Source organism: Sphingomonas sp. R86521, from assembly GCF_042466235.1.
Taxonomy (GTDB): Bacteria; Pseudomonadota; Alphaproteobacteria; order Sphingomonadales; family Sphingomonadaceae; genus Sphingomonas.
Window position 1 is genome coordinate 3057851 of record NZ_JAXHBY010000001.1, and the last position, 19601, is coordinate 3077451.

The 19601-nt window shown below is 66.3% G+C and carries 20 protein-coding genes; 9 read left to right on the forward strand and 11 right to left on the reverse strand.

Going from position 1 to position 19601, the window contains the following annotated elements:
- Nucleotide 1: 1 nt before the first annotated feature.
- From queC to parE, 6 genes are all read right to left on the reverse strand, one after another.
- Entirely contained in the window at nt 2–703 is a 702-nt protein-coding gene (gene queC / locus SJY20_RS14320) for a 7-cyano-7-deazaguanine synthase QueC (RefSeq protein ID WP_380787589.1), read from the reverse strand.
- Nucleotides 704–863: 160 nt separating this feature from the next.
- On the reverse strand, nt 864–1772 hold the full coding sequence (locus SJY20_RS14325) for an Hsp33 family molecular chaperone HslO (RefSeq protein WP_380787590.1): 909 nt from the start codon (nt 1770–1772) through the stop codon (nt 864–866).
- Between the two features lie 141 nt (nt 1773–1913).
- Nucleotides 1914–2831 (reverse strand): ornithine carbamoyltransferase, encoded by a 918-nt coding sequence (gene argF / locus SJY20_RS14330; protein ID WP_380787591.1) that lies wholly within the window; start codon nt 2829–2831, stop codon nt 1914–1916.
- Between the two features lie 139 nt (nt 2832–2970).
- A complete protein-coding gene (locus tag SJY20_RS14335) occupies nt 2971–4161 on the reverse strand; it encodes an aspartate aminotransferase family protein (protein WP_380787592.1) in 1191 nt (396 codons plus the stop codon).
- Nucleotides 4162–4321: 160 nt separating this feature from the next.
- Nucleotides 4322–4852 (reverse strand): DUF2628 domain-containing protein, encoded by a 531-nt coding sequence (locus SJY20_RS14340; protein ID WP_380787593.1) that lies wholly within the window; start codon nt 4850–4852, stop codon nt 4322–4324.
- Nucleotides 4849–6843 carry a DNA topoisomerase IV subunit B gene (gene parE / locus SJY20_RS14345; RefSeq protein WP_380787594.1) on the reverse strand — a complete coding sequence of 665 codons (1995 nt, stop codon included), beginning with the start codon at nt 6841–6843 and terminating at the stop codon, nt 4849–4851. Before parE ends, SJY20_RS14340 begins: the two co-directional genes overlap by 4 nt.
- Nucleotides 6844–7030: 187 nt before the next feature.
- On the opposite strand from parE, the gene SJY20_RS14350 reads away from it, so the two are divergent.
- The 6 genes from SJY20_RS14350 (at nt 7031) to SJY20_RS14375 (ending at nt 12338) form a co-directional block, all read left to right on the forward strand.
- Nucleotides 7031–7873 (forward strand): outer membrane protein, encoded by an 843-nt coding sequence (locus SJY20_RS14350; protein WP_380787595.1) that lies wholly within the window; start codon nt 7031–7033, stop codon nt 7871–7873.
- Between the two features lie 395 nt (nt 7874–8268).
- Nucleotides 8269–8961 (forward strand): glutathione binding-like protein, encoded by a 693-nt coding sequence (locus tag SJY20_RS14355; RefSeq protein ID WP_380787596.1) that lies wholly within the window; start codon nt 8269–8271, stop codon nt 8959–8961.
- 7 nt (nt 8962–8968) lie between these two features.
- A complete protein-coding gene (locus tag SJY20_RS14360) occupies nt 8969–9739 on the forward strand; it encodes a thioesterase family protein (protein WP_380787597.1) in 771 nt (256 codons plus the stop codon).
- A 137-nt stretch (nt 9740–9876) separates the two neighbouring features.
- Nucleotides 9877–10197, forward strand: coding sequence for a hypothetical protein (locus SJY20_RS14365; protein ID WP_380787598.1), 321 nt, complete (start codon nt 9877–9879; stop codon nt 10195–10197).
- Nucleotides 10198–10264: 67 nt separating this feature from the next.
- Nucleotides 10265–10984: a response regulator gene (locus SJY20_RS14370; protein WP_380787599.1), complete on the forward strand. Its 720-nt coding sequence runs from the start codon at nt 10265–10267 to the stop codon at nt 10982–10984.
- 10 nt (nt 10985–10994) lie between these two features.
- On the forward strand, nt 10995–12338 hold the full coding sequence (locus SJY20_RS14375) for an ATP-binding protein (protein ID WP_380787600.1): 1344 nt from the start codon (nt 10995–10997) through the stop codon (nt 12336–12338).
- Between the two features lie 136 nt (nt 12339–12474).
- Here SJY20_RS14375 and SJY20_RS14380 read toward each other — a convergent pair whose 3' ends face one another.
- From SJY20_RS14380 to SJY20_RS14390, 3 genes are all read right to left on the reverse strand, one after another.
- Nucleotides 12475–13770 carry an MFS transporter gene (locus SJY20_RS14380; protein WP_380787601.1) on the reverse strand — a complete coding sequence of 432 codons (1296 nt, stop codon included), beginning with the start codon at nt 13768–13770 and terminating at the stop codon, nt 12475–12477.
- Nucleotides 13770–15896, reverse strand: a complete 2127-nt coding sequence (locus SJY20_RS14385) for a M3 family metallopeptidase (RefSeq protein WP_380787602.1) — start codon at nt 15894–15896, stop codon at nt 13770–13772. The genes SJY20_RS14380 and SJY20_RS14385 overlap by 1 nt, the downstream gene beginning before the upstream one ends.
- Before the next feature lie 99 nt (nt 15897–15995).
- Nucleotides 15996–16712 (reverse strand): Crp/Fnr family transcriptional regulator, encoded by a 717-nt coding sequence (locus SJY20_RS14390; RefSeq protein ID WP_380787603.1) that lies wholly within the window; start codon nt 16710–16712, stop codon nt 15996–15998.
- Between the two features lie 131 nt (nt 16713–16843).
- On the opposite strand from SJY20_RS14390, the gene gntA reads away from it, so the two are divergent.
- Genes gntA through SJY20_RS14405 form a run of 3 tightly spaced genes read left to right on the forward strand, consistent with a single transcriptional unit; the run spans nt 16844 to nt 18977 of the window.
- The gene (gene gntA, locus SJY20_RS14395) at nt 16844–17530 is read left to right on the forward strand and encodes a guanitoxin biosynthesis heme-dependent pre-guanitoxin N-hydroxylase GntA (protein WP_380787604.1); all 687 of its coding nucleotides are present in this window, start codon (nt 16844–16846) and stop codon (nt 17528–17530) included.
- Nucleotides 17523–18110: a DUF1989 domain-containing protein gene (locus tag SJY20_RS14400; protein ID WP_380787605.1), complete on the forward strand. Its 588-nt coding sequence runs from the start codon at nt 17523–17525 to the stop codon at nt 18108–18110. The genes gntA and SJY20_RS14400 overlap by 8 nt, the downstream gene beginning before the upstream one ends.
- Nucleotides 18111–18161: 51 nt before the next feature.
- A complete protein-coding gene (locus tag SJY20_RS14405; RefSeq protein ID WP_380788719.1) occupies nt 18162–18977 on the forward strand; it encodes a shikimate 5-dehydrogenase in 816 nt (271 codons plus the stop codon).
- On the opposite strand, the gene SJY20_RS14410 is transcribed toward SJY20_RS14405, so the two are convergent.
- Nucleotides 18974–19234 (reverse strand): hypothetical protein, encoded by a 261-nt coding sequence (locus SJY20_RS14410; protein WP_380787606.1) that lies wholly within the window; start codon nt 19232–19234, stop codon nt 18974–18976. The two genes, SJY20_RS14405 and SJY20_RS14410, sit on opposite strands and share 4 nt — an antisense overlap.
- A gap of 115 nt (nt 19235–19349) precedes the next feature.
- The gene (locus SJY20_RS14415) at nt 19350–19568 is read right to left on the reverse strand and encodes a hypothetical protein (RefSeq protein WP_380787607.1); all 219 of its coding nucleotides are present in this window, start codon (nt 19566–19568) and stop codon (nt 19350–19352) included.
- Between the last annotated feature and the right edge of the window lie 33 nt (nt 19569–19601).

Genomic DNA, 19601 nt, shown 5'->3' on the forward strand with positions numbered 1-19601 from the left:
CTCAGGCGGGCCGGACCGCATAGACCGTCGGATCGGCGATCCCGGCCTCTTCGAAGCCCTTCGACCGCAGCCGACAGCTGTCGCATTCGCCGCAATGCACGCTTTCGGCATTCGGGCCGGGGGCCGGATCGTAGCACGACCAGCTGAGGCCCATGTCGAGCCCGAGGCGGGTGCCCTCGCGGACGATGTCGGCCTTGGTCATGTGCTGCAACGGCGCGCGGATACGGAACGGCGCGCCCTCGACGCCGGCCTTGGTCGCGAGCTCGGCGAGCCCCTCGAACGCCTGGATGAATTCCGGCCGGCAATCGGGATAGCCCGAATAGTCGAGCGCGTTGACGCCGATGAACAGGTCGCGGGCGCCCGCCGCCTCGGCCCATCCTAGCGCGAGGCTGAGGAAGATCGTGTTGCGCGCGGGGACGTAGGTGACGGGAATACCCTCTCCGACCCCATCCTTGGGCACGTCGATATCGGCGGTCAGCGCCGAGCCGCCGAACGCGGACAGGTCGAGCGGCAGGACGATATGGCGTTCGGCGCCCAGCGCCTCGGCGACCCGGTGCGCCGCGTCGAGTTCGATGCGGTGGCGCTGGTTATAGTCGATCGACAGCGCGAGCAGCCGATACCCGGCCTCGCGCGCCGAAGCCGCGGATACCATCGAGTCCAGCCCGCCGGAAACCAGCACGACCGCAATTGGGGAGGATGTCATAATGCGCCACGCGCTAGGCCAGCGGCGGGCAAAAAGAAAGGGCCGCCCCTGCGAGCGGCCCTAGGTTGGCGCTTGGAGCGCCATAAGGGAGAAAACGTGCTGAAGTAAAAAGAGCACCCGCCACCCCTAGCGTTGAAGGTGTGAAGATCGCGTTAAGGACCTATGCGACTTCCTCGGCCGCGACCGGAAACTTCCGCGCGCAGAAAGCGCAGTCGACGACGATCATCCCCGCCTCGTCCGCCATCTCGCGCCTTTCCTCGATCGGAAACTTGGCGAGCACGCCCGCGATATAGGCGGCATCGCAGCGGCAGCCGCGCACGATCGGGATGTCGGCATGGATGCGGACATTGGTTTCTTCGTTGAACAGCCGCCAGATCACCGTCTCCAGCGGGAGCGCCGGGTCGGTCAGCTCGTCCACGGCGATGGTCCCGCCCAGGATCGCGACATGCTCCCATTCCGGATGGTCGAGCTTGGTATGCAGCCGCTCGCGGCCGTCCTCGCCCTCGGGCAGATGCTGCAGGAACAGCCCGCCCGCGACGCAGGCGCCGTCGGGGCCCTTGCGCATACCGACCCGGATCAGCGTCGGGATCTGTTCGGACTGCAGGAAATAGCTCTGCGCCGCCTCGGCCAGCGTCTCGCCGTCGAGCGGCACGATGCCCTGATAGCGCTCGCCGGTGGTCTCCAGGTCGAAGGTGATCGCCAGATAACCCTTGCCGAACAGCGCGAACAGGCTCGGCTTCTCCGGCGCCTCGGCCAGCTTGTCGGCATCGTACTGGACGTATCCGCGGACCTCGCCGCCGCGATAGTCGCACACCAGCAACTGGACCACGCCGGTCTCGGTCCGCGTCTGCATCGTCAGCTGGCCGCTCGCATCCTTCAGCGTCGCGCCGATCAGCGCGGCCAGCGTCAGCGCCTCGGCGAGCAACGCCTCGATCGCAGGCGGGTAGGCGTGCGCGGACAGGACACGGTCGAGCGTCGGCCCGAGGCGAACGATGCGTCCGCGGGCATTGCGCTCGGGGATTGCGAACGCAAGCGCGCGATCGAGGTCGGTGGTGTTGGGGTCGGTCATGCGAGCAAAGATGGGGAGCGGCCCGCCTTGGTCAACCGCGCCCCTCCCAACCGTCACCCTGAACTCGTTTCAGGGTCCACCTTTCCACAAGCGTTGGCGCTCGTGGAAAGGTGGATGCTGAACCGAGTTCAGCATGACGGACTACCCGATCTGCCCGAAGCACCAGCGCAGCACCGATTTCTGCGCGTGCAGTCGGTTCTCCGCCTCCGCCCAGATCAACGATTGCGGACCGTCGATGACGTCCGGCGTCACCTCTTCGCCGCGATGCGCGGGGAGGCAGTGCATGAACTTCGCATCGGGCTTAGCTGCCGCCATCAGCGCCGCATCGACCTGGTACGGAGCCAGCGCCGTCAGCTTGGTCTCGGCATTCGCCTGGCCCATCGAGATCCAGGTATCGGTGACGACGATGTCCGCCCCCTCGACCGCCTCGCGCGGATCGGACACGACGCGCGCCCGGCCGGAGGCGCGGACGATCGCCTCTTCCTCTGGCTGGAACCCCTGCGGACACGCCGCGACGACGTCGAACTGCATCAGCCCGGCCGCCTCGACGATCGAGGCGAGCACGTTGTTGCCATCGCCGAGCCATGCGACCTTCAATCCGGGCAACGCCTTGCCGCTTTCGATGATCGTCAGCAGGTCGGCCATGATCTGGCACGGATGCGACGCGTCGGTCAGGCCGTTGATCACGGGCACGCTGGCGTAGTGCGCCATCTCCTCGATCTTGGCGTGATCGTCGGTGCGGATCATGATCGCGTCGACATAGCCCGACAGGATGCGTGCGGTATCGGCGATGCTCTCGCCGCGACCGAGCTGCATGCTGCCCGCATCGGCGACGATCGAGCTGCCGCCTAGCTGGCGGATCGCCATGTCGAAGCTGAACCGGGTGCGCGTCGAATTCTTCTCGAACACCATCGCCAGCGTATGCCCGGCAAGCGGCGCATCGACATCGGCGCGGCCTTTGGGGAAGCCGACGCGAGCCGCCTTGCGATCGAGCGCATCGGCGAGCATCGCGGCGATGCCATCGGCTCCGGCGTCGGTCAGATTCAGGAAATGGCGCATACTATCCTCCCCGGCACGGGGAGGGGGACCGTTCGCATAGCGCATGATGGAGAGGGCCCCCACGGACGCGACACTGCGGGGCGATCCCCCTCCACCATGCGTCGCATGGTCCCCCTCCCCGTTCCGGGGAGGATCGGTTTCAGTCGTCGGCGGCCGGCACGTAGACGCGGGCGGCGGTCGACAGCTTGTCGATGCATTCGGCGATATGGCTCTCGTCGATCACCAGCGGCGGCAGGATGCGGACGACGTTCTCGCCCGCCGACACCAGCAGCAGATTGTGATGATCGCGCGCGAACGCGACGAACGCACGCGCGTCGCTCTTCAGCTTCAGCCCAAGCATCAGCCCGGTGCCGCGGACGCTGTCGAACAGATGATCGTGGTTGGGGATCATCTGTTCGAGCCCCTGCCGCAACCGATCGCCCATCGACGTGACGTTGTCGAAGAACCCGTCCTCAAGGATCACGTCGAGGATCGCCTCGCCCGCCGCCATCGCCAGCGGATTGCCGCCATAGGTCGATCCGTGGGTGCCGGCGACCATGCCCTTGGCGGCTTCCTCGGTCGCAAGGCACGCGCCGAGCGGGAAGCCGCCGCCGATGCCCTTGGCGACGGCCATGATGTCGGGGGTGATGCCGTACAGTTCGTGCGCGAAGAACTTGCCGGTCCGGCCATAGCCGCACTGGACTTCGTCGAGCACCAGCAACAGCCCGTGCTCGTCGCAGGCTTTCCGCAGGCCGGTCAGGAACTCGGGGGTAGCCTGGCGGATACCGCCCTCGCCCTGGATCGGCTCGACCAGGAAACCAGCGGTGTTGTCGTCGATCAGCGCCAACGCGCCTTCGAGATCGTTGAACTTGGCATAGGCAAAGCCCGGCAACAGCGGCTCGAACCCGTCGCGCATCTTGGCCTGGTTGGTCGCCGAGATCGTCCCCAGGGTACGGCCGTGGAACGCGGTGTCGAAGGTGATCAGCGTGTGCCGCTGCGGATTGCCGTTCGCGAAGTGATAGCGCCGCGCGGTCTTGATCGCGCACTCGACCGCTTCCGCGCCCGAATTGGTGAAGAACACGGTGTCGGCAAAGGTCCGATCGACCAGCCGCTGCGCGAGATGCTCACCCTGCGGCGACCCATAGAGGTTCGACACGTGCATCAGCGTCGCGGCCTGCTCGGCGATCGCCTTGGTCAAATGCGGGTGGCCATGGCCGAGCACGTTGACCGCGATGCCGCTGGCGAAATCCAGATACCGCTGGCCGTCCTCGCCGATCAGATAGGCGCCCTCGCCTCGGACCGGACGCACGCCACACCGCGGGTAGACGGGCATGAGCGGGGTGATGGTCACAAGCGCTTCCTTTCCGAAACGAGAAGGGCGAACCACTGGTCGCCCGTCGCGGCCACATATCGGTACCGCAGCGGGTGCGTCAATCGCAACGACCATACACCCTCTGCTATCGCGCGGTGCCGACGCCGCGATGCGGTGTCCGCTTATCGCGCCGGCGGTTCTAGACGGCGCTGAGACTAGCCAGATGCGCCTGCTGATCCATTACCGCGGCGATCAGGCCAAGCGCGAGCTCCACCAGCAGGAGTATCCCGCCCAGCACACCGGCCATCACCGACACCCCGCCCGCCGCAGCGATTTCCGCGTTGCCACCACCGGCTGCGCGGATCTTGGCGATCTTGGTCACGGCATCCTGCGCAATCGTCGATTTGGCGATCATTGCGATGAAGATCGCCGCGCCGCCGCCGGCCGACACCGAAAAGAAATACCCGATCACCAACGGTAGGATGATCAGCACGACGCCAACCGCCCATTGCTTACGATACAGGAACCACGCGAAACCAAAGAACAGCGCCGGCCAACACCAGGTGAAGGTAAGTCCCCCGCCAGCCGTCGTCATCTTGGTCCGCGCCTTCTCCCACGCACTGGCGAAACGCTCCGCATTCGGCCCGATGAAGCGCGCGACGTCGTCCCAGTCCGAATTGGCCCACGCGGCGATGGTCGCTTCCCTGCGACGGGTACGGGCTTCGTTCATGCGTCGATTGCTTCCTCGTCCATGCGACCCGCATTCTCCTGGATGAAGGCGAAGCGGTGCGCCGGGTTGTTGCCCATCAGGCGGTCGACAAGGTCCTTCACCCCTGCCCGCTCCTCATATTCCTGGGGCAGCGTGATGCGGAGCATGCCGCGCGTCGCAGGATCCATCGTCGTCTCGCGCAACTGCATCGGGTTCATCTCGCCGAGACCCTTGAAGCGGGCGACGTCGACCTTCTTGCCCTTGAACGCGGTGCGCTCCAGCTCGGCGCGGTGCGCATCGTCGCGCGCGTACAGACTCTTGGTCCCCGACGTCAGGCGATAGAGCGGCGGCTGCGCCAGATACAGGTGCCCGCGACGGACGAGGTCGGGCATCTCCTGGAAGAAGAACGTCATCAGCAGCGTCGCGATATGCGCGCCGTCGACATCGGCGTCGGTCATGATGACCACGCGTTCGTAGCGCAGCGTCTCGACGGTGCAGTCTTTCCGCGTGCCGCAGCCGAGCGCGAGCGTCAGGTCGGCGATCTCCTGGTTCGCGAAGATCTTCGCGCTGGTCGCCGACGCGACGTTTAGGATTTTGCCGCGAATGGGGAGGATCGCCTGGGTTTTCCGGTCCCGCGCCTGCTTGGCCGAGCCGCCGGCCGAATCGCCTTCGACGATGAACAACTCGGTGCCCTCGGGCGAGTTCGCCGAACAGTCGGTCAGCTTGCCGGGCAGGCGCAGCTTCCGCGCCGAGGTCGCGGTCTTGCGCTTGACGTCACGCTCCTGCTTGCGCCGCAACCGCTCGTCCATCCGCTCGAGCACATAGTTCAGCAGCGCCTTGCCGCGCTCCATGTTGTGGCTGAGGAAATGGTCGAAATGGTCGCGCATCGCCTTGTCGACCAGGGTCGCGGCTTCGGGGCTGGTCAGCCGGTCCTTGGTCTGGCTCTGGAACTGCGGTTCGCGGATGAACACCGACAGCATCAGCTCGCTGCCGACCATCACGTCGTCGGCGGTGATGTCCTTCGCCTTCTTCTGCCCGACCAGATCGCCGAATGCGCGGATGCCGCGGACCAGCGCCTGGCGCAGGCCCTGTTCGTGGGTGCCGCCATCGGGGGTCGGGATAGTGTTGCAGTACCAGCTGTACGACCCGTCGCTCCAGAGCGGCCAGGCGACCGCCCATTCGACGCGGCCCTGGTCCTCGCCCGGAAACGCCTGCGACCCCGCGAAGAAATCGGAGGTCGCGCATTCACGGCCCGCGATCTGGTCGCGGAGATGATCGGACAGTCCGCCGGGAAACTGGAAGACGGCTTCGGCCGGCGTGTCGTCGACGAGCAGCTCGGGGCTGCATTTCCAGCGGATCTCGACGCCTGCGAACAGATACGCCTTAGACCGCGCGAGCTTGTAGAGCCGCGCCGGCTTGAAGTTGAGTTCGGGGCCGAAGATCTCGGTATCCGGCGTGAACGCCACGCTGGTGCCGCGCCGGTTCGGCGTCGGGCCGAGCGGTTCGATCGGTCCCAGCGTCAGCCCGCGGGCGAACCGCTGGCGATAGAGTTGCCGGTCGCGTGCGACCTCGACCACGGTGTCCGACGACAGTGCGTTGACGACGCTGATGCCCACGCCGTGCAGGCCGCCGCTGGTGGCATAGGCCTTGCCCGCGAACTTGCCGCCCGAATGGAGCGTCGACAGGATCACTTCCAGCGCAGACTTGTCCGGAAACTTCGGATGCGCGTCGACCGGGATGCCGCGGCCATTGTCGACGATCGTCAGCCGATTGCCGGGTTCCAGATGGATCTCGATCCGCGTCGCGTGCCCCGCAACCGCCTCGTCCATCGCGTTGTCGAGCACTTCGGCGGCTAGGTGGTGCAGCGCGCGTTCGTCGGTGCCGCCGACATACATGCCGGGCCGGCGCCGGACCGGTTCGAGCCCCTCCAGCACCTCGATCGACGAAGCATCATAAACGGGGGCGGTTTTTGCACCGGGTACGGCGGGAGCCGCGAAAAGATCGTCTGCCATGTGCCATCCATATAAGGCGCCGCGCGCGACAAAGCCAAGCGCGTCGGCGCGCCCCGCCAGAGCCGACCTCACTTGATCTATGTTGCGTGAAAGCCACACTCATGAACAACTTGTCATGAAGGGAATATATTGGTGACATATGTTCGTTACTGGGGCGTCTGGCATCGACCAACAAGGGGAACTACCTATGAACAAGATCATGTTTGCCGCGCTGATCGGCGCGTCCGCGCTCGCCGCAACGCCCGCAGCAGCCCAGGAAACCACCGCTGACAAGCCCTTCAGCGGCGTCTATGTCGGTGGCTCGTTCGGCTTCGACATGCAGCCCAACGACCGCGGCGAGAGCATCTCGTTCGACCGCGACCTGAACGGATCGTTTGGCGACACGATTTCGACCGCGACGTCGCCCAACGCGTTCTCGCCCGGCTTCTGCAACGGCGCCGCGACCAGCAACACCGCGCCTGCCGTCGGCGGCCGTGGCTGCAGCAACGATCGCAACGACATCGCCTATTACGGCCGGGTCGGCTTCGACGTACAGCGCGGCAACATCGTCGTCGGTGCAGTCGGCGAATTCGGCAAGTCGAACATCAAGGACAGCGTCAGCGCGTTCTCGACCACGCCCGCCTTCTACACGATGTCGCGTGAGCTGAACTGGGAAGCATCGGTCCGCGCGCGCGCCGGCTTTGCGGCCGACACCACGCTGTTCTACGGCACCGCCGGCGTCGGCTATGTCAGCATCGACAACAGCTTCACCACCGGCAACACCGCCAACACGTTCAGCTCGAACGGCAACCAGAAGGAATGGGGCCTGACCGCCGGCGGCGGCATCGAGCAGAAGATCGGCAAGAACTTCTCGATCGGCATGGAATATCTGTTCCACCGCTACGAGGACACCGACTACCGCGTGCGCGCATCGGGCGGTCCCACCGGCGGTCCGTTCACCCGCGGCAACGCAGCGGGCACCGACTTCCGTCGTGGCTTCGACTATTTCCGCTGGCACAGCATCCGCGGCGTGGCGGCGTTCCGCTTCTGAGGCGCAGAGATACTGGGCCGCAGCGCGGCCCAGTATCTCAAGCCCGGCCGGCGCAGCAACGCTGCGACCGACGACGCGGCTCTGCCGCGGCGCGACGTAACGAAAGGGGCGGCTTCCAAATCGGAAGCCGCCCCTTTTGTTTTCGAAAGACGGTTCGACGATAGGATATCGAAAACCCGGTTCGGTGCTGGAAGGACGGCGGAAGGTACGTTGCCGCCCTTCCGCCTTATCCCCTCTCCAAGCTTTCTACACTTCGGGACTAGGCGGCCCGCACGAAGCGAATCTGAATATCGGGTACGGGCAGCTCAATGGCACGGATCGCGCGGCGATGCAAAGCGTATTGCGCGCTTGCCATGCGGCGCCCATCTCCGGCGCATCCCTGAAGGAGTTCCGCGATGATCGATCTGCATTACTGGCCCACGCCGAACGGCCACAAGATCACGATGATGCTCGAGGAAACCGGGCTCGACTACGCGGTCCACGCGGTCGACATCGGCAAGGGCGAGCAATTCGCACCGGACTTCCTGAAGATCGCGCCGAACAACCGGATGCCGGCGATCGTCGATCATGCGCCCGCGGTCGGCGACGCGCCGATCGCGGTGTTCGAATCGGGCGCGATCCTGCAGTACCTCGCCGGGAAGACCGGCCGCTTCGGTGGCGATGCGCTGCGCGAGCGGACCGAGATCAACCAGTGGCTGATGTGGCAGATGGGCGGGCTCGGCCCCATGCTGGGGCAGAACCACCATTTCAACATCTACGCACCCGAGAAGATTCCGTACGCGATGGAGCGCTACGTCAAGGAGACCAACCGGTTGTACGGCGTGCTCGACCGGCGTCTCGCGGACCGCGCGTTCGTCGCGGGCGACTATTCGATCGCCGACATGGCGGCGTATCCGTGGATCGTGCCGCATGAGGCGCAAGGTCAGAAGCTCAGCGATTTCCCGAACGTGAAGCGCTGGTTCGAGGCCATTGCCGAGCGCCCCGCAACGGTCGCTGCCTATGCCAAGGGTCAGGCGATCAGCGATGGCCGTACCCCGATGACCGACGAGCAGAAGAAGGTGCTGTTCGGACAGACCGCGGCCCGCTGACCGCGCGATGACCAGTCTCAAACAGGCGATCGACGCGCTGGTACCGGTCGACGGCGGGTGGCGCGGCCATGTTCCCGACAGCTGGCTGCAGGGGCGGACTGCCTATGGCGGCTTCTCCGCGGCACTTGCGCTGCATGCGGCGCAGGTCTCGGACGACGACCTGCCGCCGCTGCGATCGGCGCAGGTCGCGTTCGTCGGGCCGCTGTCCGGCGATATCACGATCCGCGCGACCCGGCTGCGGCGCGGGCGCAACGCCGCGTTCGTGCAGGTCGATGTCGAAGGCGCGGCGGGCCTCGGCCTGCGTGCGACCTTCGTGTTCATGGGACCGACCGCGTCACAGCTCGACCACCGCACCGACGTCGCGCCCGACTTCGCGATGCCGGGGCCGGAAACGACGACCTTCCGCGGCCATCCGGCGGTGGCGTTCTCGCAAAACTTCGAGTTAGTCGATCACCGCGATGGACCGCGATCGGAATGGCTGCGCTGGACTCGCCTGGCGGAGCGCGAGGGGCTCGATCCGATGGTCGAACTGATCTGCATCGCCGACAGCCTGCCCCCCGCCGCGTTGAAGCTGATCGGGGCGGTCGCGCCGGTCAGCTCGATGACCTGGCTGCTCAATGTGCTGGGGCCGCAGCCGGTGACTCGCGATGGCTGGTGGCTGCTTCGGGCGACCACCGATCATGCATCCGGGGGGAATTCCAGCCAGCAGATGGCGATCTGGAATGCCGATGGGGTGGCGGTAGGCGAACAGCTGCAGAGCGTCGCGGTGTTCGGCTGATCACGGCCTGCCAAGGGAGCGCTTGACATATTTTGCGACACTTCGATCACGCCGCGACATACCTGCGGGACACTCGGCCCGCATAACCGCATCCTCGAACCGGGGGTCGTCCTCGCTTCATCCGAGAGGACCAGATCATGAGCAAGGCCTTCCTGACCTTCGCGCTCGGCGCCACCGCGCTCGCCGCCCCGTTCGCGACCGCCGGCGCACAGGACATGCCGCAGCGCGGACCCGGCGCGGCAATGATGCGGGCGGATGCCAATGGCGACGGCGTCGTGACCCGCGCGGAGGCGCTGGCCGAGGCCGGCGCGCGGTTCGACCGGATGGATACCAACCATGACGGCAAGATCGACCAGGCCGAACTGACCGCGATGGCGGAGATGCGCCGCGGCCGTCGCGGCGAGGCGGCCCCTGCCCCAACATCTCCGCCCGTAATCACGACCGCGCCCGTCAAGTGAACGGATCGCCGGGCGCGACACCGTCCGGCGCTTCCCCCGGGCACCGGCCATGCTAGACGCCGAACCCATGGGGGACATGCCACACCTGCTGCTGGTCGACGACGAGCGCTCGATCCGCGAACCGCTTGCGGTGTACCTGTCGAAGCAGGGGTTTCGCGTCACCCAGTGCGGCGATGCGGAAAGCGCACGGACGCGGTTGGCGGCCTATGCGATCGACCTGGTCATCCTCGACATCATGATGCCGGGCGAGGACGGGTTGTCGCTGTGCCGCCACATCGCCGCGACCAGCGACGTTCCCGTCATCCTGCTGACCGCGCGTGCGGAAGAGACCGACCGCATCGTCGGGCTGGAAATGGGCGCAGACGATTATGTCGTGAAGCCGTTCTCGCCGCGCGAACTGGCGACCCGCGTCAAGGTGGTGCTGCGCCGTGCGACCGCGGGCGGTGCGCGCCAGCATGCGCCGGAGAGCAGTTCGTACGGGTTCGCCGGCTGGGTGCTGAAATCGGGCGAGCGCGCGCTGATCGACCGCGAGGGCGTGTCGGTGCCGCTGTCGACCGGCGAGTATAATCTGCTGCTCGCGCTGGTGACTCGGCCGCGCCAGGTGCTGACCCGCGATCAGCTGCTCGACCTGACCCAGGGCCGCGAGGCCGCCGCATTCGACCGCGCGATCGACAACCAGGTCAGCCGGTTGCGCCGCAAGATCGAGGCGGATGCGAAGAACCCCGAACTGATCAAGACGGTGTGGGGCGGCGGCTATACGCTGGCCGCCGAAGTCACGCGGCTGTGATGCGGCTGTGATGCGGCCGTGGCCGCGCAGCCTGGCGGGGCAGATGGCGCTGCTGATCGCGCTGGCGCTGTTCGTCGCGCAGGCGATCAATTTCGGCCTCGCACTGCGCGACCGCGCGGAATTCAGGCTGGCGCAGGCGACGCGGCCCGCCGCGACCCGGATAGCCGATGCGCTAGAACGCGAGGCCCGCGATCGCCGCCCGCTCGCGTCCGACCGAGGCCGGGTCCGCCGCGTCGCCGCCAATCCGATCTCGCCGACGCTCGAACGCCATCCCGAAGTCGCCAGCGAGATGCGCCGCCAGCTCGGCGAACTGGGCTTGAGCGCGAAGCGGATCGATACCGGCTTCCGCGCCGCCACGATTGCCGCCTCCGACACCGGCGAGCGACCGCGATCGGCGGCACGGCGGCGCGACAGCCGGACGATGGACGTGTTGCTGATCGCGGTCGAACAGCCGGATGGTGCGTGGCTGACGATCAACTCGCCCTGGCCACGGCCGGGATCGCGGCTGTTGTGGACGCTGCTCGGCCAGACCGCGATCCTCTACATCATCGTGCTGGTGCCGGTGCTGTGGATCGTGCGGCGGCTGTCGCGCCCGTTGCGCGACCTGCGCACCGCGGCCGAAAGCTTCGGGTCGGGCGAGGCGCATACCCCGCTGTCGCCGCGCGGGCCCGACGACGTCGCGGGGCTGATCGTGGCGTTCAACGCGCTGCGGCTGCGGGTCGGCGGAATGCTCGACGAGAAGGACCGCATGCTCGGCGCGATCGGGCATGACCTCCGCACGCCGCTGGCGGCGCTGCGGGTGCGGATCGAGTCGGTCGAGGACGAGGCGGATCGCGCCAAGATGGCCGACACCATCGCCGAGATGAACCGGACGCTCGACGACATCCTGTCGCTGGCCCGGCTGGGGCGACCGAGCGAGCCGTTGACCGATGTCGACCTGGCCGCGCTGGTCGACGCCGTGGTCGAGGATTTCCGCGACATTGGCCACGCCGTCGAATTCGTCGAGGCGGACCGCCTGCCGATGCGGCTGCGGCCGTCGCTGATCCGCCGCGCGGTGCGCAACCTGATCGAGAATGCGGTGAAATACGGGGCGTCGGCGGAGGTCCGGGTCGAGGCTGGCGCGAAGACGGTCGCGATCGTCGTGGCCGATCAGGGCCCGGGGATCCCCGAGGACCGGATCGGCGACGTGTTCGATGCATTCACGCGGCTGGAGAGTTCGCGGAATCGCGAGACCGGGGGGATCGGCCTAGGGCTGGCCCTCGCGCGGGCGATCGTGCGGGAGGCTGGCGGGGAGATCCGACTGGTCAACCGCGCGGGTGGCGGCCTCGACGCGATCATCGAACTGCCGCGGTAGCTCTGCTGCTCCGTCGTCCTGACGAAAGTCAGGACCCAGGGTTACAGACGATGTCGCTCGTGGCTCTGGGTCCTGACTTTCGTCAGGATGACGGAGCGTAGACGAAACCCGCTACGCTCCACCACCTCACCAAACCTCAATCCTCGGTGATCTGGCTGTGGGCCCGCGTGTCCTTCATCCGCAGGTAAACCACCAGCGAGACGCCGATCATCGCGGTGACGTACCAGTAGAAGCCGCGCTCCATGCCCTCGTTCTTGAGCCACAGCGCGACGTACTCGGCGGTGCCGCCGAACATCGTGTTCGCCAGTGCATAGGGCAGCGCGACGCCAAGCGCGCGGACGTGCGCCGGGAACAGTTCGGCCTTCACCACCGCGTTGATCGCGGTGTAGCCGGTGACGATGAACAGCGACGCGACGACTAGCGCGAACGCCAGATAGGGGTTGGTCGCGGTTTCGAGCACGGTGAAGATTGGGACGGTGCACAGCACGCCGGCGATGCCGAACCCGACCATCAGCGGTTTCCGCCCGATCCGGTCCGACAGCGCGCCCGCGGCAGGCTGGAACGCCGCATACAGCGCCAGCGCCGCGGTCATGATCAGCGTCGCGGATTCACGGCTGAACCCGCTCGTGTTGACCAGGAACTTCTGCATGTACGTGGTGTACGCATAGAAGGCGAGCGTGCCGCCCGCGGTCAGCAGCAGCACGGTGAACGCCTCGCGCGGGTATTTGCTGAACAGCAGCCACCCGCTCGATTTCGGCGCACCATCCGACTTGGCGTTCTGATAGCTCTCGGTCTCGAGCAGCCCGCGACGGATACGGAACACCACCAGCGCCAGCACGCCGCCGATCGCGAACGGAATGCGCCAGCCCCATGCGTCGAGCTGGGCCGTGTCAAGCGTCGACTGCAACAGCAGCAGCACGCCGAGCGCTAGCAGCTGCCCGGCGATCAACGTGACGTACTGAAAGCTGGAGAAGAAGCCGCGCCGCGACTTGCCTGCCATTTCGGACAGGTACACCGCGCTGGCGCCATATTCGCCGCCGACGCTGAGACCCTGCATCAGGCGTGCGAGGATCAGCAGCGCGGGCGCTAGCCAGCCGATCGTCGCGAACCCCGGCGTGATCGCGATCAGGAACGAGCCCGCGCACATCAGCGTCACCGACAGCGTCAGCCCCGATTTGCGCCCGTGGCGATCGGCATAGATGCCCATCACCCACGCGCCGATCGGCCTCATCAGGAAGCCGACCGCGAACACCGCGGCGACGCTCATCAACTGCGCGGTCGAATTGCCCTTGGGGAAGAACACCGGCGCGAAATACAGTCCGAACGCCGAATAGACGTACCAGTCGAACCATTCGACCAGATTGCCCGCCGACCCGCCGAGGATCGACTTCAGGCGGTGGTTTTTTTCAGGCGCGATCGTCGTGCTCGCCATCACTTGGTTCCTCCGGTTGCGGGCTGCGTTGCAAACCCGCGCTTCTTGAGTAGCGCGTTCACGTCGGGATCGCGGCCGCGGAAGGCGCGATACGCTTCGGCACGATCGGTTTCGTTGCCGGTCGACAACAGCAGTTTCGCGAACCGATCCGCGGTCGCTTTGTCCCACGGGCTACCGGCCTCTTCGAACGCCGCGAAGGTGTCGGCGTCCATCGTCTCGGACCACAGGTAGCTGTAATAGCCCGCCGAATAGCTGTCCGACGAGAACAGGTGCTGGAACTGCGGGATACGGTGCCGCATCACCAGTTGCCTCGGCATGCCGATCTCGGCGAGCGTCGCCGCCTCGAATTTGTCGGGGTCGATCACGCCGTCGGGCACGGTGTGGATCTTCATGTCGACGATCGCCGACGACAGATATTCGGCGGTCGCAAAGCCCTGGTTGAACGTCCGCGACTTCTCGATCTTGTCGAGCAGGTCCTGCGGCATCGCCGCCTTGGTCTGGTAATGCCGCGCATATTTGTCGAGCACGTCGCGGGTCAGCAGCCAATGCTCGTTCACCTGGCTCGGATATTCCACGAAGTCGCGCGGCGTGCCGGCGAGCCCCGGATAGTACACGTTCTGGAGCATCGCATGGATCGCGTGGCCGAACTCGTGGAACAGCGTCTGCGCATCGTCGAGGCTGATCAGAATCGGCTCGCCGGGCGCGCCCTTGGCGAAATTGTTGTTGTTCGACGACAGCACGAGCTGCGCCGGCGCGAGCCCACGTTGCCCTCGATACGTGTTCGCCCAAGCGCCCGATCGCTTGCCGGTCCGCGCGAAATCGTCGCGGTAGAACAGCCCGACGTCCTTGCCGGTCTTGTCGGTCACGCTCCACACGCGCATGTTCGGTTCGAACACGGGAACGGTGCCGGTGATCTCCTTGAAGGTCAGCCCGTACAGCCGGTTGGCGGCGTAGAGCGAACCCTGGATGATGTTGCCGAGCTCGAAATACGGCTTCAGCTGCGTCTGATCGAGGTCGTACCGGGCCTTGCGCACCTTCTCCTGGTAGAAACGATAGTCCCACGGCTCGATCGTCAGCGATGTGCCAGCGACCTTCTGCATGTCCGCGACTTCCTCGGCCACGCGCGCCTTCGCCGCGGGCCAGACGCGCATCATCAGGTCCATCGCCGCGGCGGGGGTCTTCGCCATCGTGTCCTGCATGCGCCAGTCGGCATGCGTCTTGAACCCGAGCAGGTGCGCGCGGTCGGCACGCAGTTTGACGATCTGCGCAATCGTGGCGTTCGTATCGTTTGCATCGCCATTGTCGCCGCGGTTGACGAACGCGCGCCAGACCTTCTCGCGCACCGCGCGATCGGTGGCATAAGTCAGAATTGGATCGACTGCGCTACGCGTGTTGACGATTGCCCAGCCGGGCAGCTTGCGCTCGACGGCGGCAGCCTTGGCGACGGCCTTCACGCTGTCGGGTACACCGTCCAGATAGGTTTCGTCGGTAACCGCGATCGCCTTGCTCTCGTCGGCAAGCAGCTTCTCGCCGAACGTCGAGAACGCCGTCGCGAGCTGCTGGTTATACTGCGAAAGCCGCGCCTTCTGCGCGTCGTCCAGCTTGGCACCCTGCCGCACATAGCTGTCGTAGATCCGCGCCACGAGCCGGATCTGCTGCGCGTCCAGCCCGCTCGAGTTGCGGGAGTCGTAAATCGCCTGGATCCGCGCGAACAGCGGCTTGTCGAACGTGATCGCATCCGACGCCGCGGAGAATTTCGGCGACCATTCGCGGTCGAGCTTCTGATACGCTGGCGTGTTCATGTTGCCGGTCATCACGCCGAACAGCGTCATTACCTGGCCGTAGCGTTTGCCCGCGAGCTGCATCGGCACGATCGTGTTGGCGAAAGTCGGCTTGGCCGGATTGTCCGCGATCTTGCGGTACTTAGCAGCACGTTCGGCCAGCGTGGTCTCGAACGCCGCCGGGAACAGCTCGGGCTGAACCTTGTCCCACGGCGGTACCCCGCCCATCGGGCCGGTCCAGTCGGCGAGCAGCGGGTTGGTGACGGGCTTTGTAGCCGTCTGGGCCACCGCGGCCGAAGAGGCGATCATCGCAGCGGCACTGGCGGCGAGGTAGAGAAAATGCACATGGAGCTCCCCGTCTATGTGCCGCCCAGCATAGACGTTATGGCGCGACGCGGAACCCGTAGCGTCGTCGGCACACTGACCACCGCTCCCGCGCCGCGGTCAAACGGGACGCGTCGCGTACAGGTAATCGGACTCGAACTCGGCGATCGTCTCGAGCATCTTGCGGTCGAGGATGCGGACTTCGTTGCCCTTGAACGTCATCGCGCCGCGCTCGCGCAGGGTCCGCAGAACGCGGTTCACGTGAACCCCGGTGATGCCGCAGGTCTCCGCAAGGTCCGGCTGCGTCATCGGCAGCATGAACACCCCGTCCTTCGCCAGTCCGATCAGTTCCAGCCGCACGTTCAGTTCGCAGAACAGGTGCGCGATCCGCCCTTCCGCGCCCAGTCGACCGAGCCGGAAAATCCATTCGCGGTGCATCGCCGCGTCGAGCAGCGTGCTGAACCACAGCATCCGGGTCAGATGCGGGAAGCGTTCGGTGATGCTCTCCAGCGTACGATGTTCGAAGGTTGCGATCTTCACCGGCCCCAGCGTCGCGACGTCATGGTCGAGCCGCTTCATCGGAAATCCGTGCAGGTCGACGAAATCGCCGGGAACATGCACCGCGACCAGCTGCCGCTGGCCCTCGCGGTCGTCCATATAGCGGCAGATGAATCCTTCCAGCAGCAGGGTGCTGTGGTCGACGCGCTCGCCCGCGCGGACCATCAGCGAGCGGCCGGGCAACGAACGGACCGCGGAGACGCTGTCCTCCAGCACATGCTTTTCCTCGGTGCTGAGGTCCTCGCGGCCCCGTCCGAGCAGAAACTTTTCGGTTACCATCCTGTCCCCATTGCCCCTGTTCCGCGCGCGGCCTCGGTTGTCCGAGTTACCCGCCGGATTCGTATTGATACACGTCAATGCACACTATCGCTGGTGAAACATTAGCGCCGCCCGCGGGTTCCTCCGCGACCATGTATCGCCCCATATTCCAGAACGACCATCCGCTTGCCCAGGCCTTTATCGCCACGATAGAGGACCCGCAATTCCCCTGTGTCGGCGCCAAGTCTGCACTGGGGCGTGGCCAGATGGACATCCTGGTCGCACGTGACGTGCGGTCGGCGTGGGATGACATGCGAATCCTGCCGGCGCTCGGCGAGACGGTCCGCAAATATCACGAGGACCGCGCGATATTTCGTACGCTGGTAATCCTGTTCGAGGCGCCGGCGCTGCTGAGCGAGGAACAGTTCGAAGCGCATCTGTGGGCGCGCGCCCAGTCGCTGAGCGACAAGGACGAATGGCTCGGCTACCGCCCCGACCCCAGCGTCAGCAGCGATCCGGACGATCCGCATTTTTCGCTGAGCTTTTCGGGTGAGGCGTTCTTCGTGGTCGGGCTGCACCCAAATGCGAGCCGCCCGGCGCGGCGATTCCAGTCGCCGGCGATGGTGTTCAACCTCCACGACCAGTTCGAGGTGCTGCGCACCCAGCAGCGCTACGACAAGCTGCGCTCGTCGATCCTGGCGCGCGACCTGGTGTACGCGGGCAGCGAGAACCCGATGCTTGCGCGCCACGGGGAATCGAGCGAGGCCCGGCAGTATAGCGGGCGCGTCGTCGACGAGTCCTGGAAGTGTCCGTTCAAGCGGGGTGACGCGCATGGCTGAAGTCCACACGATTGCGCCGCGTTCGGGCGCCGGTTTCACACTCGATCGCGGCCAGACGCTCACCGTGATCGATCCCGAGGGGCGGCAGGTGTCCGACCTGCTAGCGTTCAATCGCGCCGACATCCGCGAGGGCATCTCGTCGGGCCGCACGCTCGATTATGCCAGCCGGTTGTACCTGACGACCGGCGACCGACTCTATTCGAACCGCAGCAACGTCATGCTCGACATCGTCTCCGACGATGTCGGCCGCCACGACTTCCTGCTGACGCCGTGTTCGAAGGAGACCTTCGCGATCATCTATGGCGACACCGATCCGCATCGCGGCTGCTTCGGCAACCTGGCCGAGGCGTTGGCGCCGTGGGGGGTCGAGCCTGACATGATTCCGGTGGCGTTCAACTGTTTCATGAACGTGCCGATCGACGGGACCACGGGCGCGTTCACGGTCGAGCCGCCGCTGAGCAAGGCGGGCGACACCATCGTGTTCCGCGCCGAGATGGACCTGGTGATCGGGATGACCGCGTGTTCCGCGCTGCAGTCCAACGGCGGGTCGTTCAAGCCGATCCAGTACCGGGTGGACTAGCCGACCGCGGCCCCGCTACGGGGAAGGCGGACCAGGAGTTTCGCCATGCCGATGCCACGCCCCCCGATCGGTCGCGATACGCGGCTGTGCATGTCGCTGTCGGCGCGACCGGGCAATTTCGGGACGCGCTTCCATAACCGGCTGTTTGAGCTGACCGGGCTGGATTTCGTCTACAAGGCGTTCTCGACCACCGACCTGGCCGGTGCGATCGGCGGGATCCGCGCGCTGGGGATCCGCGGCTGCGCGATCTCGATGCCGTTCAAGGAAGCGGTGATCCCGTTGCTCGACGGCCTAGCGCCCTCCGCGGCGGCGATCGACAGCGTCAACACGATCGTCAACGACGATGGCGTGCTGACAGGTCACAACACCGATTACGGCGCGGTCCGGCAGCTGCTGGCGGATATCGATCCCGAGACCCCGTTCGTGCTGCGCGGCGCGGGCGGCATGGCCAAGGCGGTGGCGGCGGCATTGCGCGACGCGGGATTTCGCGACGGCACCTTGGTCGCGCGCAACGAAGACGCGGGCCGCGCGCTTGCAAAGCTTTACGGGTTCGAGTGCAGCACGTCGGTGGAGCGCGGCGCGGCTTTGCTGATCAACGTCACCCCGCTGGGGATGACGGGTGCCGATGCCGATGCCCTCGCCTTCCCGGCGGAGTTAATCGCCGACTGCGCGATCGCCTTCGACGTCGTGCAATACCCGCCCGAGACCCCGTTCCTCCGTGCCGCAGCGGCAGCGGGAAAGCGGACGATCACCGGGACCGAGGTCGCGACGCTGCAGGCGCTCGACCAGTTCACGCTCTATACCGGCGTCACTCCGACCGCAGAACAGGTCACGGATGCCGCGGCCTACGCGCGCGCGAACATCTAGCCAGCCGTCTCGACCAGTTCGACGATCTCGAAAACATGGCGCGTCCAGCCCCGAGTTCGAGCCGCTTCAGTTGTGGCTGTACGCTTTTTCTTCGCCTCGACCAGCGAGCGCGTATGGCCCCAGAACACTTCGGTCCTGCCGTTTTCGAGCACCGCGACGATCCGCCAGTAATGCGTGAACGGATCGGCGGTCGGGCCGATCGTCTTGACGTAGCCATCAGGCAACGTCGCCGTCAGATATCGTCGTTTCCGGGCCATGGCGTGCGCTAACCCATCGGCGCGGGGATCGCCAGCGGCCTCACAGCAGCTAGGCGTCGCCGCCTCTGCCCGCGCGAACGGTCGACCGGGCCGGGGCGCCCGGTCGACCGACCTGTCAGCGTGCCCGGGCGGTGGCTTTCTGGGCGCGCGCCTGCTTGGCGTAGTGGTGATGCGCGATCGCGCAGCCGGCGGCCGCGCCCATCACAGCATGACCCTTGCCGACGAAATGCCCGCCGACGCCGCCTGCCGCAGCACCACGGATGCACCCCTTCGCCAGCGCCGGGGATGCCGTAGCGACCAGCAGGGGCAGTGCGAGCAGGGAGATGAAACGCATGGATACTTCCTCGACCAGAGTGGACGAGCAGAA